The sequence below is a fragment of the Enterobacter sp. 22466 genome (genome assembly GCF_052044775.1).
GTDB lineage: Bacteria > Pseudomonadota > Gammaproteobacteria > Enterobacterales > Enterobacteriaceae > Enterobacter > Enterobacter dissolvens.
This window is the reverse complement of the sequence record NZ_JBQENX010000009.1, coordinates 181162-200141: the sequence shown is the minus strand read 5'-3', so window position 1 is coordinate 200141 and position 18980 is coordinate 181162. Positions and strand designations below refer to the sequence as shown.

The window sequence follows — 18980 nt, the reverse complement described above, 5'->3', positions numbered from 1 at the left end:
TTTCAGTGTAATTATCAAAGACAGATGCCGCCTGTAAAGTGATTTCACCAACACCAGAAGGGACGTCATCATGAGTAATACCTCACTTTTTGCAGGCTATAAAATCGGTCATCTGCATCTGAAGAACAGAATTGTTATGGCGCCGATGACCCGCGCCCGTTCCCTGCAACCGGGAAATATTCCCTCCGCATTAATGGCTGAATATTACCGACAGCGAGCCAGCGCAGGATTAATCATCACCGAAGCGACGCAGATCTCTCCCCAGGGGCAGGGATATTCATGGACACCGGGGATCCATTCGCCCGAGCAGGTTGCCGGATGGCAACTCACTACGGGTGCTGTACATCAGGCCGGAGGCGTGATTTTTTCCCAGCTCTGGCATGTAGGACGCATGTCGCACGCCAGTTTTCATCAGGATGGTAAGCCTGTTGCACCGTCAGCGCTGGCGCCGGACGCGAAGGTGTGGGTGGTTGATGAGACAGGTCGTGGTCAGATGGTGGAGTGTCCGCAGCCGCGCGCGCTGTCGCGCAAAGATATTCAGACCATTATTTTGCAGTATCGTCAGGCTGCGTTGAATGCCATCCAGGCAGGGTTTGACGGCGTGGGAGTCCACGGCGCGAATGGTTATCTGATCGACCAGTTCCTGAGAAGCACCTCGAATATTCGCACGGATGAATATGGTGGCACGCTTGCCAACCGCATCCGTTTTGCGCAGGAGGTACTGGAGACCATCGCTGATGCCATTGGCGGTGAGCGCACGGGGATTCGTCTGTCACCGTTTATCACACAGCGCGGGATGAACGATCCGCAGGTCACTGAGGCCATACTTATGCTGGCGGCCTGGTGCGAAGAGAAAGGCATTGCCTTCATCCACCTGGCAGAAGCCGACTGGGACGACGCTCCACAGGTTCCGGAACCTTTCCGTCAAACGCTGCGTGAAACATTCAGCGGAACAATTATTGTGGCGGGGAATTACACCCCTGAAAAAACAGAGAAAATACTTGCGGCAGGCTATGCCGATCTCGTTGCATTCGGCCGTCCGTTTATCGCCAACCCTGATTTGCCGCACCGCCTTGCGCATCAGTTACCCCTGGCTGAGGTGAGCGATCCTGGCACGCTGTTTGGTGGTACCGGGGTGGGATATACCGATTACCCGCAATATCGCGCAACCCGTCAGTGAGGTTCAGCACAGTTAAACACCTTGAGGACTCTATGAAATATACACATTATCTGCGCCCGGCTGTGATGGTGCTAATACTGGCTGGCATATCGGGAACCGCTTTTTCAGCCGGGAACGAACTGGTCAAACCCAATCAACTTATTTTTGATAAGGCACTGTCAGCGAAGCAAATAGCGGCAAATGAATATGTCGCCAGAAAATACGTCACCTTCTGGGATACCGGAAAAGAGGCTCTGGCACGCGACGCACTGGCGGTGAATTTTATTGATAAAACCCCGCCGCAAGGACGTAAGCAGGGGCCGGAGGGCGCTATTTTGGCCTCCAGGGCTTTTCGCACGGCGGTACCGAATTTACGCTGTGAAGTGCAGCAGATGATTATTACCGGTGACCACGTCGTTTCGCATTTACATTTTCGCGGTAACTTCACAGGAACATTTGGCAAACTGAAAGGACAGGGGCAAAAAATAGATTTTATCGCCACGGATATTTATCAAATCCGTGAAGGAAAAATAGTCGCCAACTGGCATTTAGAAGACAACCTGACGCTGATGAAACAGTTAGGTGTGTTATAAATTCACCTCTCCGGGTAACCGACAGAAGCCCGGAGAGATGAAGGCTCCTATAACCCCAGATCGCTCAGGGACGGGTGATCGTCCGGGCGTCTGCCCAGCGGCCAGTGAAACAGCCGTTCAGATTCCTTGATGGGCATATCGTTGATACAGGCAAAACGCCGCTTCATGAGGCCGTCCGGCTCGAACTCCCAGTTTTCATTGCCGTAAGAGCGGAACCAGTTGCCTGAATCATCATGCCATTCATAGGCATAGCGCACGGCGATGCGGTTGTCGGTAAATGCCCAAAGCTCTTTTATCAGGCGATAATCCAGCTCTTTCTTCCATTTCCGCTCAAGGAACGCCTGCGCCTCCGCGCGGTTCGTGGCGAACTCCGCACGGTTGCGCCACTGCGTGTCCAGTGAATAGGCCAGGGCGATTTTTGCCGGGTCGCGGCTGTTCCAGCCATCTTCAGCCAGCCTGACTTTTTCAATGGCACTTTCACGGGTGAACGGCGGTAAAGGGGGGCGTGTATTCATCTCGGCTACCTCGGGTTGATAGTATGTAGACAGGTCTGTCTACTTGCGTTAATCTATGCCTGTAAAAATCGTCTGTCAACACACAGTTTGAGGCCTGATAAACGTGAATACGCTCATCATGAATAACGATCAAAAAGTCAGCGTCAGAGATAAAATATTGCTTACCGCGCACGAACTCTTTTATTCCACCGGCTTCAGAGCAACGGGCGTTGATACGCTTATCAGGCAGGCGAAGGTGACCAAAGTGACGTTTTATCGTCATTTCCCGAGTAAGAGTTTGCTTATTCTTGCCTATCTGCACTATCGGCACGAGCTGTGGATTAACTGGTTTGAAACCACGCTTCGACACTATCTCGATGAGGGGCGGGCTGCATCGGACGCATTAGCTGCCACGCTGAATGCGTGGTTTATTTCTCCGCTATTCCATGGCTGTGCGTTTATTAACGCCAGCGCAGAAGCGAAATCAGAAGACAATGAAAGTGAAATAAAAGCCATTTGCCGCAATCATAAATCTGAAACCAGGGAAAAAATTGCCACCCTCACCGGTATTACCGATGAGGCTATTAACACGCAAATTCTGATGCTTATTGACGGCGCCATCATACATGCGCAAATGGGAATGGCGACAGAGGAGGTGGTCAGCCAGTTGAGAAGAGGGCTTGAGACGCTGATGCCGCGCTAATCCCGGTTTTACGTGGTGCGCAGCCAAACCCGCAGGAATGGCTGTGCCGGATGACTCAGACAAGCTTATTGAGGCTTTGCAGAAAATCGTCCACCTGCTGAGGGGAGGCAGAATCGGCCTCATAGAGGATATCGAGCGTCACGTTCTTCAGACCACAGAAGCCAAACACCCCTTCAACAATCTGGCTCTGAATGGCAGCTGAATAACCGTGTTTATCAAACCCGGCGATATCGCTGCCGGCCGTTGCGACCAGGCGCACGGGCACATCACGTAAATTACCCACAATGCGGCCCTCTTCTCCCACTTTATAGGCCCAGTTCACCGTCAGTACCCGATCAAACCAGCCTTTCAGGAGGGCGGGAACAGACCACCAGTAGAACGGGAAAACGAATATCAGCATATCAGCCCGTTCGACGCGCTGCTGCTCGCGCAGAACATCGTCGGGCAACGCGCTGGCATCACCGTGGTACAGATCAAGATCGGCTCGGATCATCGCGGGAGAGAAGCCTTCAGCATGAAGGTCGGCTATTTCAACCTGCGTACCCTGTTCCTGTAACTTCCCGGCAATTCGCTGTGCAAGGGTATGGGATAACGACGTTTCGATCGGGTGAGCCGTCACGATCAGGGCAGTATTGATGACGTTTGATGCAGACATAGAGACCTCAACAAGGTGAATGAAGAGGTCTCTATATTACTATTGGTAACTTAGGTGTCAATCTGGCAGGGCACGCATTTTGTGCTGTCCATATAGGTATTCAGCACGCCTGTCATCGCGCCGCTGAGCATCTCTTCGGCGACGTTACGCGCGAGGATCCCATTGCCGGCGGACGTACTGAGCGCATCCGCAGCCCCAATAATGGCCGTCAGGGCCGCTTCACCTGTCACCCCTTGCAGCACAATAAAAGGTGAAAGCGCCATCCGCAGGCAGTCTGCGCAGTCGGCCACGCAGGCCTCGCGGAAAATCTGCAGCGCCCGCGAGCCGGACAGGGCCGCCGCAATGGGGCCCGTTTCGGGGCCCGCAGAGATTGCGCAGTCGATGTACGCGGCGCTGAAAAAACGGATAGTCTCCGCCAGCGTTTTATTGTCTCTGCTCAACGTCTCGCGAAATTTCTTGAGCTGCCTGTCGCTGAAGTCCTGGTAGAGCGCCATCAGCAGCCCTTCACGATCGCCAAAATGATCGTAAGGAATGGGTTTGGTGACGTTGGCGCGCTCGGCCAGGAAACCCAGCGTAAGGGCCTCAGTGCCTTGCTGGCGCACAATTCCGCGCGCGACTTCCAGCAGCTGTGCGCGTCGTTCTTCTTTTCTTAAGCGCTTAACAACCATCTTTTCCTCAAATCAGTTAACTACTAAAGGTAGTTTACACGCCTTGCTGAACGGATGAGAAGCTCATTGCGCGGCGTTTTCCCGCTGAGCCATGTCGAGCACGCTGGCACTTGCCGGGTCGAACAGCGCAAGGCTCTCAATCTGGTTGAGCATAATCACCTTTCTGAAATCCATCGCACTTCTGGGCTCAGAGTCGAGGGTGATGTCATGTCCGTCATACCATTTGCTGTAGTTATTTTCGATGCGAAAATTCATCGTCTGGCGATCGCGATAGCCACTCAGCATGGGGATAAGCACGATATTGGCCGTTTTCTCGTATTCCAGCGTCGCTGTATGGATCATACCGACATAGATACGCCCCGACCGTAGCGTCACCTGCGCCAGCTCGCCTTGCTCCATGCACTGATAAAGCAGCTGTTCAATCCCGCTCGCCTGTGCCAGGCGCTTATAGAGCTTTTTCCTGCCTTCACCGTCCAGCCGGGCGCTGCCTGCCCAGTTTGAGCGGTAGAGACAAAACAGGATGGCGAAGGCCAGCATCACCACTACGGGCGCCTGGATACCCAGGAAACTCCAGTTCATAAAGTCCATCTGCCAGTCGGCATAACGCTCTGACGTAAAATGGAAGGTATTGTCCGCCGCGGAGAGCGCGAGCAGCAGCAGCCAGAGCAGCCCGGTGGCGATCACGCCTTGCAGAACGAAGATCGAGCCGTAAAGGGCAACCAGAAAATAGACATCCCAGCCGAAAGAACGCTTGATTTTGAAGCGGGTAGAGAGGTCGCGGCTGGTGTACCAGTATCCGCAGACCATCAACACCATAAATATCGCCGTTCCCATATCACGCCCTCTTTAACGCGTTGACGTGGCGCAGAAAATCCTGACGAACCTCGTTGCTTTTGTAGTTCACCGAGGCGTTGCCATCCTGGTCGATAATAATCCGGTCGCCATCCTCAACGGCTTCAATAATTTCCTGCTGACTCATCACCTGAAGTAACGATTCCGGGCTGGAGAAAAGGGAGAGAAAGAAACGTCTCATCGCATGGCATCCTTATGAATAAAAAGGATAAGCCTGGAAGAGAACGGGGGAATTTACCTTAAGGTTAACCTGAAAAAAAAGCCCGATGGCGATCAGACCTTATTTCGCCTCAGATCCTTGCACGAAAGCGACTCACTAACCTCATGATAATTAACTAAATAAAAATATATTTCTGTACAAACTTGGACAAATAACTCGAATTGTGTAAGTTTTAAATATGCGCTTACGCTACGTTGTTTACCGCCAGGATGTGACCCATGAACCTTTTGCCTGACGTCATCAGTCGGTTTGTTGATTACTACACCGCGCTGGATTCGCAGCCGCCCTCGGCGCTGGCGGGGCTTTACCATCCCGATGCCACGCTTATCGATCCGTTTGGCGAGCACAACGGCCTGTTCGCCCTGCAACGCTATTTCACCCATCTGCTGGCGAATGTCGAACACTGCCGTTTCACGCTTGATTCCCCTTTGATCGGCGAGCAACGCTTTGTTGTCACCTGGGTCATGCACTGGTCGCACCCGCGCATTGCCGGTGGCGAGCCCCTCGAACTGCCTGGCTGCTCTGTGGTGGACGTGGAACAGGCTCGGATTATTCGCCAGCGGGACTACTACGATGCCGGAGAGATGATCTACGAACATCTTCCCTTGCTCGGCTGGGCGGTTCGCGGCGTGAAGCGGAGGGTGAAATCATGATGACGGTCCTGATCACCGGCGCCAGTTCAGGCATTGGGGCGGGGCTGGCGCAATCTTTTGCCCGTGACGGTCACCACGTCATCGCCTGCGGGCGGGATCCGGCGCGTCTGGAAGCCCTGCATCAGCACAGTTCAAACATTACGGTACGCCTGTTCGATATGACAGACAGGGACGCCTGTCGCCAGGCGCTGACGGGCTGCGCGGCCGACCTGACGATCCTCTGCGCCGGAACCTGCGAATATCTTGAGCATGGCGTGGTGGACGCCGCGCTGGTAGAGCGGGTGATGACCACTAACTTTCAGGGGCCAGTCAATTGCCTCGCCGCGCTGCAGCCGCAACTTATGGCCGGTAACCGCGTGGTGCTGGTGAGCTCTATGGCGCACTGGCTGACGTTTCCACGCGCTGAAGCGTACGGCGCGTCGAAAGCCGCACTTACCTGGTTTGCTGACAGTCTGCGTCTCGACTGGGAGCCGAAAGGGGTTGCGGTCACGGTGGTGTCGCCCGGTTTTGTCGATACCCCGCTGACCCGCAAAAATGATTTCGCCATGCCGGGCAGGGTGAGCGTCGATGAGGCGGTAAAGGCCATTCGTCGCGGACTGGAAAAAGGGAAAAACCACATCGCGTTTCCAGCGGGATTCGGTCTGACACTGCGGCTGCTTTCCGGGATGCCTGCGTTTCTACAGCGCGCACTGCTGCGCAGGATGGTGCGCTCATGAAGATCGCCATTATCGGCAGCGGCATTGCCGGGCTGACCTGCGCCTGGCGGCTTGCCGGGCATCATGAGGTTACCCTGTTTGAAGCCGGTGCCACCCCCGGCGGCCATACCGCCACGGTTGACGTGCCGACGCCACAGGGTACCTACGCCATCGACACCGGTTTTATCGTCTACAACGACCGCACCTATCCGCGCTTTATGGGGCTGCTCAGTGAGCTGGGCATCAGCGGGCAAAAAACGCAGATGAGCTTCTCGGTACACAACCCGCAGAGCGGGCTCGAGTACAACGGCCACACCCTGACGACGCTCTTTGCACAGCGTCGTAACCTGGTGAACCCGGCGTTCTGGCGTCTGCTTTGGGAGATTGTCCGTTTTAACCGCCTGGCGAAGCAGGCGCTGAAAGAGGACGTGGAGCCCGGCGCGACGCTGCAAACGTTCCTAGAACAGCACCGCTTTACGCCGTTCTTTGCGCGTCATTACATTCTCCCGATGGGGGCGGCCATCTGGTCGTCGTCGCTACAGGAGATGAAACGTTTTCCGCTGCCGCTCTTTTTACGCTTCTTTGAGAATCACGGTCTGCTGGATATCACCCGACGCCCGCAATGGTACGTAGTACCCGGCGGCTCGCGGGAGTACATCCGCGCCATTCTGCACCAGCTTGGCGACCGGTTAACGCTGCGCCTCAACGCGCCGGTGCAACGGGTAAGCCGTGATGCACAGGGGGTCACCCTCCATCTTGAAGAATCGAGTCACCGTTTTGATCAGGTGATTTTTGCCTGTCACTCAGCCCAGGCGCTGGCCATCCTCGACGAACCCACCGCGGCTGAACAGCAGGTGCTGGGGGAGATTGGCTGGCAGCGTAACGAGGTGGTGCTGCACAGCGATCCGCGCTGGCTGCCGGTGCGTCAGCGCGCCTGGGCCAGCTGGAACTACCGCCTGAGCGACCAGGATCAGGCCAGCGCCTGCGTAACGTACAACATGAATATTTTGCAGGGGCTGCCCGCCGGTAGCCCGCTGTTCTGCGTGACCTTAAACCCGGAAACGCCAGTGGACGAACGCTTCGTGCTGCGGCGCTTTGTGTATGAACATCCACTGTTTAACCCGCAAAGCTGGCGGGCACAGGCGCGCCGCAGCGAAATCAACGGTCACCGGCGGAGCTGGTTCTGCGGCGCGTACTGGTACAACGGTTTTCATGAAGATGGCGTGCGCAGCGCGCTGGACGTCGTCAATGCGATAACAGCCGGGGAGGGAAACCGATGAACAGTTGCCTCTATCACGGCGTATTACGCCACCGCCGTCTCCAGCCGAAAACGCATGCGTTCAGCTACGGGGTCTTTATGGCCTGGCTCGATCTCGACGAACTGGAGAAGTTGCCCACCGTTGGCGTGCGGCGCAACCGGTTTGCCGCCGCATCGTTCCATGATGCGGATTATCCGCTGGGTTCGCCGCTTAAAGAGAACGTGCTGAATCGACTGGAAAGCCTCACCGGAGAACGTCCGCAGGGGCGGGTGATGCTCCTGACGCAGCTACGCTACTTCGGCTTTCATTTTAATCCCGTCAATTTTTATTACTGCTATGACCCGGCAGAGACGCTGCGCTGGGTGCTGGCCGAAGTGCGCAATACCCCCTGGAACGAACGTCATTATTACGCCGTCAATGGTCAGGATGCGCAGCCCACGGAGAAAGCCTTTCACGTTTCTCCGTTTAACCCCATGGACATGATTTACCACTGGCGCTTCAACAACCCGGATAACACGCTGCATATGCACATTGAAAATCATCAGGCGTCAAAGGTATTTGATGCCACGCTGGCGCTTCGCCGCGCGCCGCTGACCCGTCCGGCGCTGCGTGGACTGCTGCTGCGTATTCCGCTGATGACGCTCAAAACCGTTTTCGCGATTTACTGGCAGGCGCTGCGGCTGTGGCTTAAGCGCGTGCCTCTGTATAACCATCCTGTCAGCAGGAGTGAACGCTCATGACCGATCCCGTCTTTGCGCTTGAACCCGATATCCCGCGCAACGTCCGCGTCGCGCGCTGGCTGCTCTTTCGCGTGCTGAGCGGCCTTCGTGGCGGCTCGCTCACGCTACGTGAAGGGGCGCAGACCTTTCATTTCGGTGAGCTGTCTGCCGCGCTGCATGCCGACGTGCAGATCCTCAGCCCGGGCGTCTACTGGCGCGTCCTGACCGGGGGCAGTCTGGCCGCAGCAGAGGCCTGGATTGACGGCGAGTGGGAAACCACGCAGCTCACGCCCCTTCTGCAACTGCTTGCGCTAAACAGCCAGGTACTGGGGCGGCTTGAAAAAGGGTTCCGCCTGCTCGGCAGACCGCTGGAGCGGCTTCGTCACTGGACGCGGCGCAACTCCCGGGCGCAGGCGCGGGAAAACATTGCGGCGCATTATGATCTGGGTAATGCGTTTTATGCCCATTTTCTGGATAAGGAGTTGCTCTATTCCAGCGCGCTGTTTAGCGGGGAGGAGCAAGATCTTAGCGACGCGCAGCGGGCGAAAATGGCGCGTCTGTGCGAACAGCTGGCGCTGAACCCGAGCGATCATCTGTTGGAGATTGGCACCGGCTGGGGGGCGATGGCGGAATACGCGGCCCGTCACTACGGCTGCCGGGTGACCACTACCACGCTGTCGCAGGAGCAGTATCGCTGGGCGACAGAGCGGATCGCCCGTGCCGGTCTGCAGGATCGCGTTGAGGTGCTGCTCTGCGACTATCGCGATTTAACCGGCGAGTACGACAAGCTGGTGTCGATTGAGATGATTGAAGCCGTCGGGCAACGCTATCTGCCAACGTTCTTCCGCACCTGTCAGGCGCGTCTACGTCCGGGTGGGCGCATGGCGATTCAGGCCATCACTATTCAGGATCAGCGCTATGACGACTACAGCAAAAGCGTGGATTTTATTCAGCGGTATATCTTCCCTGGCGGCTTTTTACCGAGCATAACGGCGATGAATGCGCTGATGACGCGCCATACCGATTTTGTGGTGCGCAACCTGTTTGATATGGGGCCGGACTACGCGCGCACGCTGGCGCACTGGCGTCAGCGCTTTCTCCATGCCTGGCAGGAGATAGAAAAACTGGGGTTCGATGAACGCTTCCGCCGGATGTGGCTCTATTACTTTGGCTACTGCGAAGCCGGGTTTAACGCCCGCACCATCAGCGTGGTGCAGCTGACCGCCGAGCGCGTATGAAACGTTACGTGCAGGTTTTCGCCATGGCTATCGCGTTCGATCTCTACTGGACGCTGGTGGTGCTGTTTCGCGAACGTGGCCTGATTATCTGGTGCGCGCTGGCGATCTTCGCCTGCCTGATGTTGCCGCCTGCACACCGTGTTTATGCCATTCTGCTGGCCGCGGCGGGCAGTCTGCTGGATGCGCTCTGGGCGCTGACGGGGTTGATCGCCTTTAGCGGCGAGTCGCTGATGCCCCTGTGGATGGTAGCGCTGTGGTTGATGTTTGCTACGGTCTGGACGCAGCTGACGCGCACCACAACGTTACCCGGCTGGCTGCTGATGCTGCTGGCCTCCGTGGGCGGTCCGGTGGCGTACCTGATAGGTGAGCGACTGGGGGCGATCACGTTTCTGGTGCCGACCTTTATCGTCGTCAGCTGGATGGCGCCGGGCTGGCTGGTGCTCATGCTGTTTTACCACCTGCTGATGGGGAGAGAACAATGAGAGCCGCGCGACTGTTCCTCTTACTCCTTACCCTCACGCCTTTGGCCCAGGCAGCCGACTGGCTGAACTGGCGTAAGGTGGGGGATGCCACGCTGACCTGGGGGCCTTTCACCGTTTATACCTCCCAGTTGCGCACCCCTGAAGGGCGCTACACCGGCAAGATGCAGGATCAGGCGCTCATCATTACCTACGCGCGTGACATCGACAGTGACGATCTGGTCGAGGCAACCCGCGACCAGTGGCAAGCGCAGGGGGTTTTGCAGCAGGAGCCGCAGAGCGAAGCCTGGCTGCGGATGCTTGCCTCACTGTGGCCGGATGTCCGGCCGGGCGCGCAGCTGGCGTTCGTGCTCAACGACAAGCAGGGACAGTTCTGGTACCGCGCGCCTGCCGCATCGGGCACTTTCAGACCCCTGGGGCCGCCTCAGTCGCAAGCGTTCAGTACCCATTTTCTGGGCATCTGGCTGGATCCCCGCACGCAATACCCTGAGCTGCGTCAGCAGTTAATCGGAGGACAACAATGAAACGTTTTTTGATCATGGCGCTGGGTGTGACGATGTTGCTGGCAGGCTGCAGCACGGACGTGACGGAGTACCGCCAGCAGCAGCCACGGCTTGATATCTTCCACTATTTCCAGGGCAAAACGGAAGCGTGGGGGATGGTGCAGGATCGCAGCGGGAAGCAGATCCGCCGCTTCCACGTGGAGATTGCCGGGGACGTGATTGGCGACACGCTGACGCTGAATGAACATTTTGTCTACGACGATGGCGAAAAACAGCAGCGGGTATGGCATATCCGCCGCGTGGCGACCGATCGTTATGAGGGCACGGCGGGCGACATTGACGGCGTGGCGACGGGGCAGGCGGCGGGCAATGCCTTCAACTGGCGGTACAGCATGAACGTGAAGGCCAACGGCAGCACCTGGCTGCTGCACTTTGACGACTGGATGTACCTGCAGGATGGCACACACCTGTTTAATAAAACCGAGATGAAGAAATTTGGCGTCACCGTCGCCACGGTGACGCTGTTCTTTACCCGCAAGGCGTAACGTTACTCGCGGGTAGGGACGGTTCTACTGCCTGAGTAAATGAAAAACAGCGCAATACCCAGGCAAAGGACGGCGGCCAGTCGGCTCATCGAAAACGGAATGGCCGCATTGCCCAGCCAGCCAAAGTTATCAATCAGCATACTCATGGTGAGCTGACCAAAGATCACCGCGACCGTGGCGACGGCGGTGCCGATGCGCTGTACCGCCACGACCATGATCACAATGTACGGCACGCCAAACATCGCCCCGAGAAGCTGCCATTTCGGCACGTCCAGCAGGCTGACCGACTGTTTTGGTTCAAAGAAGACGATCAGCAGGGCGGTGACCAGCGCGCCAACGGAGAACGTCAGGAACGCGCTTTTGAATACGCCCACGCGGCTGCCAAGTTGTCCGTTGATCGCCGCCTGAATGCTCAGCGTCGCGCCGCCGCACACGGCCAGAATAATCATTATCAGTGTCATCGTGTTACCCCTGTGCAACCAGAATCAGTGCCGCAATAATAAAACCCAGCGCGACGATCCGTTTCGCGTTGATCTTCCTGTGCGGTGTGCCCAGCAGACCGTAATGGTCGATCAGCAGGCTTTTAAAAACCTGCCCCGCCAGAATGCCAATCATCGTCAGGGCGATGCCGATGGCCGGGGTGGCGAGGGTCAGGATCACCACGTAAACCGGGCCAAGAACCCCGCCGAGCAACTGCCAGCCGGGCTGGGCAAAAAACGACGGGCTGTTGCGCGGGCTGAAGAACAGCATCAGCAGAAATGTCAGTGCGGCGCCGACACCAAAAATGCTGAAGGTGGCCCATAAATCGCCGACTTTTCCACCCAGCGGCCCCAGCAGGCCAGCCTCTACGGAAAGCCCCATACCCCCGGCAATCACAAGTAAAATTAAAACAAACTGCATTGTTATTCCTCCTTTTGCAGGCGGGGAAGATTACGTCGGTCTGGTGGTGAGAAAAATGCCATAATGCAGGAAACACCTTTGCAGGATATGCACGAATGTACGACGCCGGGAGCATGAACCTCCGTTCGCTGAAGATTTTTATCGCGGTTTTTGAAGCCGAAAATTTTTCCGTGGTCGCGCGCCGCGAGGGTCTTTCCGCCTCGCAGGTTTCGCGTATTATCCACCAGCTTGAGGACGCGCTCGGCCAGCAGCTTTTTTACCGTAATACCCGGGCGGTGATCCCCACCGAAAGTGGTCATCTGTTTATCCGCTATGCCAGGGAGATGATGACGAGTTTTGAGGATGCGCGTCGGGAGCTGGATGCACGTTCAACGGAGCCTTCCGGCACGATCCGCATTAATGCTCCGGTCTTTTTCGGCCAGCGGCATATTGCGCCAGGGCTGCCTGGTCTGACGGCGCGCTATCCGCGGCTGAATATCGAGCTGACGCTGACCGATGATTTTATCGACCCGCACAAGAATGCCGCCGACGTGATCTTTCGCATCGGCGTGCTGACGGACTCCACCTTTCACGCGCGTATCTTTGGTCAGCAGCGCTACCATCTGGCCGCTTCGCCGGACTATCTGCGACAGCACGGCGCACCGCAAGGGCCGGACGATCTGGCTCATCATCAATGCCTGGTCTACCGGGGCTCGTCGGGTCCTAACCGCTGGCTGTTGCGCGGTGCGGGGGAGGCGTGGGTGCACTATCCGGTGGTGCCATTAATGACGTCAAATAATGCGGAATCGCTGCTTGCTGCCGCGCTGGGCGGGATGGGGATTGTCCTGTTTCCGGACTGGCTGATTGGGGACCGCGTGCAGCAGGGCGAACTGGTCGCACTCCTGCCACAGCTGGAGTGCGCCATTCATACGGAGCCCCTGAATATTGCGGCGATCTACCCGAACGCGCGTCATCCGCCCCTTAACGTCAGGGCGGTGATTGATCATTACGTCGGGTGTTTCGGTACGCCGCTCTACTGGCAAACGCAGGGCAGGTGATTACGCGCCAAGTTCGTTGCGGATAATCGCGGCTCCGGCGCTCAGCGCCTGCAGCTTACCGTTGGCAACCTGACGGGTAAGCGGCGCCATACCGCAGTTGGTTGACGGGTAAAGCTTGTCGGCATCGACAAACTGCAGCGCTTTACGCAGCGTGTCAGCCACTTCTTCCGCGGTTTCAATGGTGTTGGTTGCCACGTCGATGGCGCCTACCATCACTTTTTTGCCGCGGATCAGCTCCAGCAGATCCATCGGCACGCGGGAGTTGTGACACTCCAGCGAGATAATGTCGATATTCGATGTCTGAAGCTTAGGAAACGCCTCTTCATACTGACGCCATTCTGAGCCAAGGGTCTTTTTCCAGTCGGTATTTGCCTTGATGCCGTATCCGTAGCAGATGTGTACCGCCGTTTCGCATTTCAGCCCTTCAATGGCGCGTTCCAGCGCGGCGATACCCCAGTCATTGACCTCATCAAAAAAGACGTTAAACGCCGGTTCATCAAACTGGATGATGTCGACACCCGCGGCCTCTAACTCTCTCGCTTCCTGATTGAGGATTTTGGCGAACTCCCAGGCCAGCTTTTCGCGGCTTTTATAGTGCGCGTCGTAAAGGGTGTCGATCATGGTCATCGGCCCCGGCAGGGCCCACTTGATTGGCTTATCCGTGAGCTGGCGTAAGTATTTTGCGTCGTCCACGAATACCGGTTTTTGACGCGCCACGGCGCTAACCACCGTCGGCACGCTCGCGTCGTAGCGGTTACGAATGCGCACGGTCTGACGGTTTTCAAAATCCACGCCGCTGAGGTGTTCAATAAAGGTGGTCACAAAGTGCTGGCGCGTCTGTTCGCCATCGCTGACGATATCAATCCCCGCACGGATCTGCTCATCAAGCGATAAACGCAGCGCATCCTGCTTACCGGCCAGTAACTCCTGATCCTGTAATTTCCACGGTGACCACAGCGTTTCAGGTTGTGCAAGCCAGGTTGGCTTAGGCAGGCTGCCAGCGGTTGACGTCGGGAGCAATGTTTTCATATGTATAACCCTTTTAAATTCGATTAATTAACGCGCGTAGTTATCAGACCACTGCTCGAGTACGTGTTTGTAAGGCTTAATAAACTGTTCTTCCGTGAATTTACCCTGCTCAATGGCCAGCTGGCTGCGTTCGACACGGTCGTAAACAATTTTGGTTAATGAGTGATCCTGCTGATTCAGGTCGGGGCGATAGCAGTGTCCTGCCGCCGAGTTAGCGTTATAAATTTCCGGGCGATAGATCTTCTGGAACGTCTCCATCGTGCTGATGGTGGCGATCAGTTCAAGATTGGTGTAATCACTGAGCAAATCGCCGGTGAAGAAGAAGGCAAACGGCGCCACGCTGTTTTCAGGCATGAAATAGCGTACCTTCAGGCCCATTTTCGCGAAGTATTGCTCCGTCAATGACTCGCCATCCGGCGTGTACTCAATGCCCAGCACCGGGTGCTGGTTACCCGTGCGACGATAAGTGTCTTTGCTGGACACACTCAGGCAAATCACCGGTGCTTTTTTGAAATTCTCACGGTATTCCGGAGAATTAACAAAATGGCGGAAGATATTGCCGTGCAAGACGCCAAACTTCTCCGGAATGGTGAATTGTGGCTGGTTTTTATTATGCTCCAGCAGCAGGACGCTGAAATCGTAATCGCGCACGTAAGAGGAGAAGTTATTGCCGACAATACCGTCGATGCGTTCGTTGGTCTTTTTATCGACGATTGTGGTTTGCAATATTTCAATGGCCGGGAAAGTTTTCTCGGCACCAATATTCAGATCCACAGAGACGATCTCAAGCTCGACTGCGTACCGATCGGCATTGGGGTTATCCCAGCGCGCCAGGGCGTTAAAGCGGTTATTGATCATCACCAGGGTATTACGCAGGTTCTCCTGACGCTTTTCCCCGCGGGCGAGGTTGGCAAAGTTGGTGGTCGTACGCGTATTCTCTGACGGGTTATAATTTTCATCGAAGCAACTGCGCTTAAGGGTAAATGTAAAAGCTTTACTCATCTTGGTTATGCATCCTAAGTTCATGTTGCCAGGAAGTTATCAATGCATAATTTATGCCTGACGCGGTGGCGCAGGGGAAGTGACTTAATTTCACAGCAACATGAGCGAACTTCATGAAGGCTCAAGGGGCACGCGCCCCTTGATGTCAGGCTGAAGGGCGTTCGTTCCAGGCGTCGCTGTGCATGATGTTCCCATCGACGATACGCCAGGTAATTTTTTCATACTGCAGGCTTACGCTTTCAACATGGTTCATTTTATCATTGGCCGCGATTTTCACGTTCGGCACGCTGCAGTTAACACCGGTGACCTTTACATTCTCCATTAATACGGTGTAATAACAGACCTCCTGTCCAGCATCATTAATATGATAGAACTTAATTTCAGCACTTTTTAGCGCTTGCCGGTGATCTTACCGTTAGCACTATCTACCGGGAGATTTAGATCATGACTTAGCCCTATGATCTCAATGCTACCTTCACGGTCCTGAACGTCTACGTATCTTTTAATATGTGCTCCGCCATCATTTTTTAGCCACATATAGGGGGGGATTGGCATTCTTTATTTCCTTATTTTATTGATTAGCAGCATTGTTAATTGGTAAATAACCGTAGCAAGGGTAAATACAGTTAAAATATCGATATACGTATATGTGTCATATAGTGTTTCAGCATTAACATCACCATAAATAAAATCACATATGGAAGAAGCCACGTCATGATTAAGATAGAATTCAGCAGGCTCCAGCGTGCGACCTACCATCAGGCTAATGAGTAGAAATCCGATCGTTTTGAATAGCCTGATGCACCATTTACGGGCAGGTATTGGTATAGCCACTTTCCATCACCTCAACCCAGCCGCGTGCCATAAGTGAACGCATACAGGGAACCTGAATAAGTTCGGTACTCATCAGAGCATTGCGGATCAATGCGTAATCAGAATTATGGGCAATCGTGATACATCCTTCTGATTGCGTACCCGGATGCAGACGAAATAATCCACGATGTACGTTATCAATCCAGGTTCCATCGTCGATACCCCAGTCATCCTTGTACAGAGCAAACCACTCATCACGGCCAAACTCTGCACCGGATCGGACTTTGTTCCACTGGTCCTGCAACTTAGCTTTTAACCCTGATATGAAGCCTCCGGTTCCTCTGTCAACTATCCAGTATTTTCCCGGAGGAATAGGTCCCGAGCCTTTAACAGCGCCACATAGTCCATTGTTTCGATAGATTCCCTGCCCGGAATGCGCCATAAACACGCCTACGCCGTGCAGGTTAAAAGGCGCATACTCAGCACCGTTAAGCAGCATTGTTCCTTTTAAGGCCATATTTTCTCCGCACCCTTATAATAAGAGAAAGGCAGCCTACGCCTGTAGAGGATACAGATACTGAACTCACATCATATTTATGAGTTGCTCATTTTTTTTAAGAAAATGACCTGACAATTTTTAATCACTCTTTAGGCGTTAACGTTAATAAATGCTGGATGAATAATGAACCAGCCTCAGGCAACTAAACGCCATGCCTACTTCTCTAACACACGCTCCGCAATTCCCGCTATAATCCCCAAAATTTCCAACCGGTTTAAACACACTCATGACAAAACTCACCTTACAAGAGCAGATGCTGAAAGCGGGCTTAGTCTCCAGCAAAAAAATGGCCAAAGTTCAGCGCACGGCGAAGAAATCCCGCGTGCAGGCGCGTGAGGCCAGAGAGGCGGTAGAAGAGAACAAAAAAGCGCAGCTTGAGCGTGACAAACAATTGAGCGAGCAGCAAAAACAGGCCGTGCTCGCCAAAGAGTTTAAGGCGCAGGTGAAGCAGCTGATTGAGATGAACCGCATCACGGTGGCAAAAGGCAACATCACCTTTAACTTCACCGACGGCAACTTGATCAAAAAAATCGAGGTGGATAAGGCAACCCAGACCCAGTTGATTAACGGTCGTCTGGCCATCGCACGTCTGGTGATTAACGCTAACGGATACTGCGAATATGCCATTATCCCGGCGGTGGTGGCGGATAAAATTGCCCAGCGCGATGCCGACAGTATCGTGTTAAACAGCGCCCTGAGTCAGGAAGAGCAGGATGAAGACGATCCGTATGCTGATTTCAAAATCCCTGACGATTTGATGTGGTAAGACGGTTCAGAACGGTGCGGCGTGACGGGCGTTAACCGGCTCGCCGCTCACCGGATGAATAAAATTCAACTGACTGGCATGCAGCATCAGCCTCGGCGTTGTTCCGCTGCCAGGCCACGCCCGTCCCCCATATAAATCGCAGCCTAAAATCGGGTGGCCCAGCAGCTGACAGTGAATGCGCAACTGGTGGGTTCGCCCTGTTTCAGGCGTCAGTTCTACCCGCGTGAGCGGCATCGCCGCGTGTTGATGCAGGCGTTCCACCACCCGATAGCGAGAACGGGCGGGTTTGCCGTTAACGGCACAGATCGACATCAGCGGAAACAGCGCCGGGTCTTTGGCAATCGGCGCATCAATCACCCCTTCATCGTTTTCCACGTGGCCGCAAAGCAGGGCGCTGTAGACTTTCTCCACGCTGCGCTGGCTGAACTGCTGGCACAGCGCGGCGTTGATGGCCTTATTACGCGCAATCACCATCAGGCCGGACGTGCCAAAATCCAGGCGATGCGCCAGGGTACAGCCAGGAAAGCTTTGAACCAGACGATAGTGCACCGAATCGAGATTTTGCGGATTTTTTCCCGAGAGGCTAAGCAGACCGGAAGGTTTATTGATCAGCAGCAGATGTTCATCCTGCCAGAGGATCTCAATGTCGTCGTGACACGGTGGGGCAATAAAAGAATCAATAATCGCAGACATCAGGCCGCCCGGCTGGAGAGTGGGAGCGGATGATAACGAAATGTGGGAGAAAAGAAAAACCCTCTCACCGGGCGGTGAGAGGGGGAAATCTTAGGCTGCCACCAGGCTGTCGATCGCGGCTTTTGCGTCGGTCTGTGCTTTGGTCGCCACTTCAGGACCGTAAGCGATACCTTCTGCGAACACGAAGTTCACGTCAGTGATACCGATGAAGCCAAGGAACAGGCTCAGGTACGGCGCAACCAGGTCGGTTGGGGTATCTTTATGAATACCGCCACGGCTGGTCAGCACGATGGCACGCTTGCCTTTGACCAGACCTTCCGGACCGTTCTCGGTGTAACGGAAGGTGACGCCAGCGCGAGCGACCAGGTCGAAGTAGTTCTTCAGCTGGGTTGGGATGTTGAAGTTGTACATAGGGGCGTTAATCACGATAACGTCGTGCGCCTGCAGTTCAGCAATCAGCTCATCAGAGAGCGCCAGGGCTTCCTGCTGACGTGGGCTCAGCGGTGCATCGCCTGGACGCAGCGCGCCAACCAGCTCACCATCCAGCACAGGAATTGGGTTTGCAGCCAGGTCACGCACGGTGATTTGATCTGCGGAATGCTGTTCACGCCACTGTTCAACGAAGTAATCAGACAGCTGACCAGACTGAGAGTACCCTGCCAGAATACTGGATTTCAAAACTAATACTTTGCTCATGGGTGATTCCTGTTTTTGCATTTGATTGAAGGGGGTTGCCCCGTTGCTTG

25 protein-coding genes and 1 pseudogene are annotated in these 18980 nt (G+C 55.1%); 13 read left to right on the top strand and 13 right to left on the bottom strand.

Annotated elements, in window-relative coordinates; all coding sequences use genetic code 11:
* Window positions 1-70: 70 nt before the first annotated feature.
* On the top strand, window positions 71-1180 hold the full coding sequence (locus ACTJJI_RS21195) for an alkene reductase (protein ID WP_440655495.1): 1110 nt from the start codon (window positions 71-73) through the stop codon (window positions 1178-1180).
* 32 nt (window positions 1181-1212) lie between these two features.
* The gene (locus ACTJJI_RS21190) at window positions 1213-1752 is read left to right on the top strand and encodes an ester cyclase (protein WP_163280896.1); all 540 of its coding nucleotides are present in this window, start codon (window positions 1213-1215) and stop codon (window positions 1750-1752) included.
* Between the two features lie 47 nt (window positions 1753-1799).
* On the opposite strand, the gene ACTJJI_RS21185 is transcribed toward ACTJJI_RS21190, so the two are convergent.
* Window positions 1800-2267, bottom strand: coding sequence for a nuclear transport factor 2 family protein (locus ACTJJI_RS21185; protein WP_013096727.1), 468 nt, complete (start codon window positions 2265-2267; stop codon window positions 1800-1802).
* Window positions 2268-2385: 118 nt separating this feature from the next.
* Between ACTJJI_RS21185 and ACTJJI_RS21180 the strand changes: the two genes are divergently transcribed.
* Window positions 2386-2949: a TetR/AcrR family transcriptional regulator gene (locus tag ACTJJI_RS21180; protein WP_438503411.1), complete on the top strand. Its 564-nt coding sequence runs from the start codon at window positions 2386-2388 to the stop codon at window positions 2947-2949.
* Window positions 2950-3004: 55 nt separating this feature from the next.
* Here ACTJJI_RS21180 and ACTJJI_RS21175 read toward each other — a convergent pair whose 3' ends face one another.
* The 4 genes from ACTJJI_RS21175 to ACTJJI_RS21160 form a co-directional block, all read right to left on the bottom strand.
* A complete protein-coding gene (locus ACTJJI_RS21175; protein WP_014831807.1) occupies window positions 3005-3604 on the bottom strand; it encodes an NAD(P)H-dependent oxidoreductase in 600 nt (199 codons plus the stop codon).
* A gap of 50 nt (window positions 3605-3654) precedes the next feature.
* Entirely contained in the window at window positions 3655-4272 is a 618-nt protein-coding gene (locus ACTJJI_RS21170) for a TetR/AcrR family transcriptional regulator (protein WP_440655494.1), read from the bottom strand.
* Window positions 4273-4335: 63 nt separating this feature from the next.
* Window positions 4336-5106 (bottom strand): hypothetical protein, encoded by a 771-nt coding sequence (locus ACTJJI_RS21165; RefSeq protein ID WP_014831809.1) that lies wholly within the window; start codon window positions 5104-5106, stop codon window positions 4336-4338.
* 1 nt (window position 5107) lies between these two features.
* Complete coding sequence (locus ACTJJI_RS21160; RefSeq protein ID WP_013096722.1) at window positions 5108-5305, bottom strand: hypothetical protein; 198 nt, start codon at window positions 5303-5305, stop codon at window positions 5108-5110.
* 257 nt (window positions 5306-5562) lie between these two features.
* Here ACTJJI_RS21160 and ACTJJI_RS21155 point away from each other — a divergent pair, with 257 nt between their 5' ends.
* The 8 genes from ACTJJI_RS21155 to ACTJJI_RS21120 are packed head-to-tail and all read left to right on the top strand — an operon-like array spanning window position 5563 to window position 11435.
* Entirely contained in the window at window positions 5563-5997 is a 435-nt protein-coding gene (locus tag ACTJJI_RS21155) for a nuclear transport factor 2 family protein (RefSeq protein WP_014831810.1), read from the top strand.
* Window positions 5994-6713 carry an SDR family NAD(P)-dependent oxidoreductase gene (locus ACTJJI_RS21150; protein ID WP_063411809.1) on the top strand — a complete coding sequence of 240 codons (720 nt, stop codon included), beginning with the start codon at window positions 5994-5996 and terminating at the stop codon, window positions 6711-6713. The genes ACTJJI_RS21155 and ACTJJI_RS21150 overlap by 4 nt, the downstream gene beginning before the upstream one ends.
* A complete protein-coding gene (locus ACTJJI_RS21145; RefSeq protein WP_163280893.1) occupies window positions 6710-7972 on the top strand; it encodes an NAD(P)/FAD-dependent oxidoreductase in 1263 nt (420 codons plus the stop codon). Before ACTJJI_RS21150 ends, ACTJJI_RS21145 begins: the two co-directional genes overlap by 4 nt.
* A complete protein-coding gene (locus ACTJJI_RS21140) occupies window positions 7969-8691 on the top strand; it encodes a DUF1365 domain-containing protein (RefSeq protein WP_063411811.1) in 723 nt (240 codons plus the stop codon). Before ACTJJI_RS21145 ends, ACTJJI_RS21140 begins: the two co-directional genes overlap by 4 nt.
* A complete protein-coding gene (locus ACTJJI_RS21135; RefSeq protein WP_046887514.1) occupies window positions 8688-9908 on the top strand; it encodes an SAM-dependent methyltransferase in 1221 nt (406 codons plus the stop codon). The genes ACTJJI_RS21140 and ACTJJI_RS21135 overlap by 4 nt, the downstream gene beginning before the upstream one ends.
* The gene (locus ACTJJI_RS21130) at window positions 9905-10390 is read left to right on the top strand and encodes a DUF2878 domain-containing protein (protein WP_047361994.1); all 486 of its coding nucleotides are present in this window, start codon (window positions 9905-9907) and stop codon (window positions 10388-10390) included. Before ACTJJI_RS21135 ends, ACTJJI_RS21130 begins: the two co-directional genes overlap by 4 nt.
* Window positions 10387-10911: a hypothetical protein gene (locus ACTJJI_RS21125; RefSeq protein WP_063411813.1), complete on the top strand. Its 525-nt coding sequence runs from the start codon at window positions 10387-10389 to the stop codon at window positions 10909-10911. Before ACTJJI_RS21130 ends, ACTJJI_RS21125 begins: the two co-directional genes overlap by 4 nt.
* Window positions 10908-11435 carry a DUF3833 domain-containing protein gene (locus ACTJJI_RS21120; RefSeq protein ID WP_020688129.1) on the top strand — a complete coding sequence of 176 codons (528 nt, stop codon included), beginning with the start codon at window positions 10908-10910 and terminating at the stop codon, window positions 11433-11435. The genes ACTJJI_RS21125 and ACTJJI_RS21120 overlap by 4 nt, the downstream gene beginning before the upstream one ends.
* A 2-nt stretch (window positions 11436-11437) precedes the next feature.
* Here ACTJJI_RS21120 and ACTJJI_RS21115 read toward each other — a convergent pair whose 3' ends face one another.
* Window positions 11438-11896, bottom strand: coding sequence for a DMT family transporter (locus ACTJJI_RS21115; protein ID WP_194516089.1), 459 nt, complete (start codon window positions 11894-11896; stop codon window positions 11438-11440).
* A gap of 4 nt (window positions 11897-11900) precedes the next feature.
* Window positions 11901-12335, bottom strand: a complete 435-nt coding sequence (locus ACTJJI_RS21110; protein WP_046887511.1) for a DMT family transporter — start codon at window positions 12333-12335, stop codon at window positions 11901-11903.
* Window positions 12336-12430: 95 nt separating this feature from the next.
* Here ACTJJI_RS21110 and ACTJJI_RS21105 point away from each other — a divergent pair, with 95 nt between their 5' ends.
* Window positions 12431-13372: a LysR family transcriptional regulator gene (locus ACTJJI_RS21105; protein ID WP_014831820.1), complete on the top strand. Its 942-nt coding sequence runs from the start codon at window positions 12431-12433 to the stop codon at window positions 13370-13372.
* Here ACTJJI_RS21105 and ACTJJI_RS21100 read toward each other — a convergent pair whose 3' ends face one another.
* The 4 genes and pseudogenes from ACTJJI_RS21100 to ACTJJI_RS21085 form a co-directional block, all read right to left on the bottom strand.
* On the bottom strand, window positions 13373-14401 hold the full coding sequence (locus ACTJJI_RS21100; protein ID WP_046887509.1) for a methionine synthase: 1029 nt from the start codon (window positions 14399-14401) through the stop codon (window positions 13373-13375).
* A gap of 27 nt (window positions 14402-14428) precedes the next feature.
* Complete coding sequence (locus ACTJJI_RS21095) at window positions 14429-15403, bottom strand: DUF1852 domain-containing protein (protein ID WP_063411814.1); 975 nt, start codon at window positions 15401-15403, stop codon at window positions 14429-14431.
* A 145-nt stretch (window positions 15404-15548) separates the two neighbouring features.
* Window positions 15549-15958, bottom strand: a pseudogene (gene tssD, locus ACTJJI_RS21090) (type VI secretion system tube protein TssD).
* Between the two features lie 253 nt (window positions 15959-16211).
* Window positions 16212-16733, bottom strand: coding sequence for a DUF2778 domain-containing protein (locus ACTJJI_RS21085; RefSeq protein ID WP_440655493.1), 522 nt, complete (start codon window positions 16731-16733; stop codon window positions 16212-16214).
* Window positions 16734-17001: 268 nt separating this feature from the next.
* On the opposite strand from ACTJJI_RS21085, the gene ACTJJI_RS21080 reads away from it, so the two are divergent.
* Window positions 17002-17541 (top strand): DUF2058 domain-containing protein, encoded by a 540-nt coding sequence (locus ACTJJI_RS21080; protein ID WP_440655492.1) that lies wholly within the window; start codon window positions 17002-17004, stop codon window positions 17539-17541.
* Window positions 17542-17547: 6 nt separating this feature from the next.
* Here ACTJJI_RS21080 and ACTJJI_RS21075 read toward each other — a convergent pair whose 3' ends face one another.
* Entirely contained in the window at window positions 17548-18234 is a 687-nt protein-coding gene (locus tag ACTJJI_RS21075; protein WP_014831825.1) for an RluA family pseudouridine synthase, read from the bottom strand.
* A gap of 90 nt (window positions 18235-18324) precedes the next feature.
* Complete coding sequence (azoR, locus tag ACTJJI_RS21070) at window positions 18325-18930, bottom strand: FMN-dependent NADH-azoreductase (RefSeq protein WP_014831826.1); 606 nt, start codon at window positions 18928-18930, stop codon at window positions 18325-18327.
* Window positions 18931-18980: the final 50 nt, after the last annotated feature.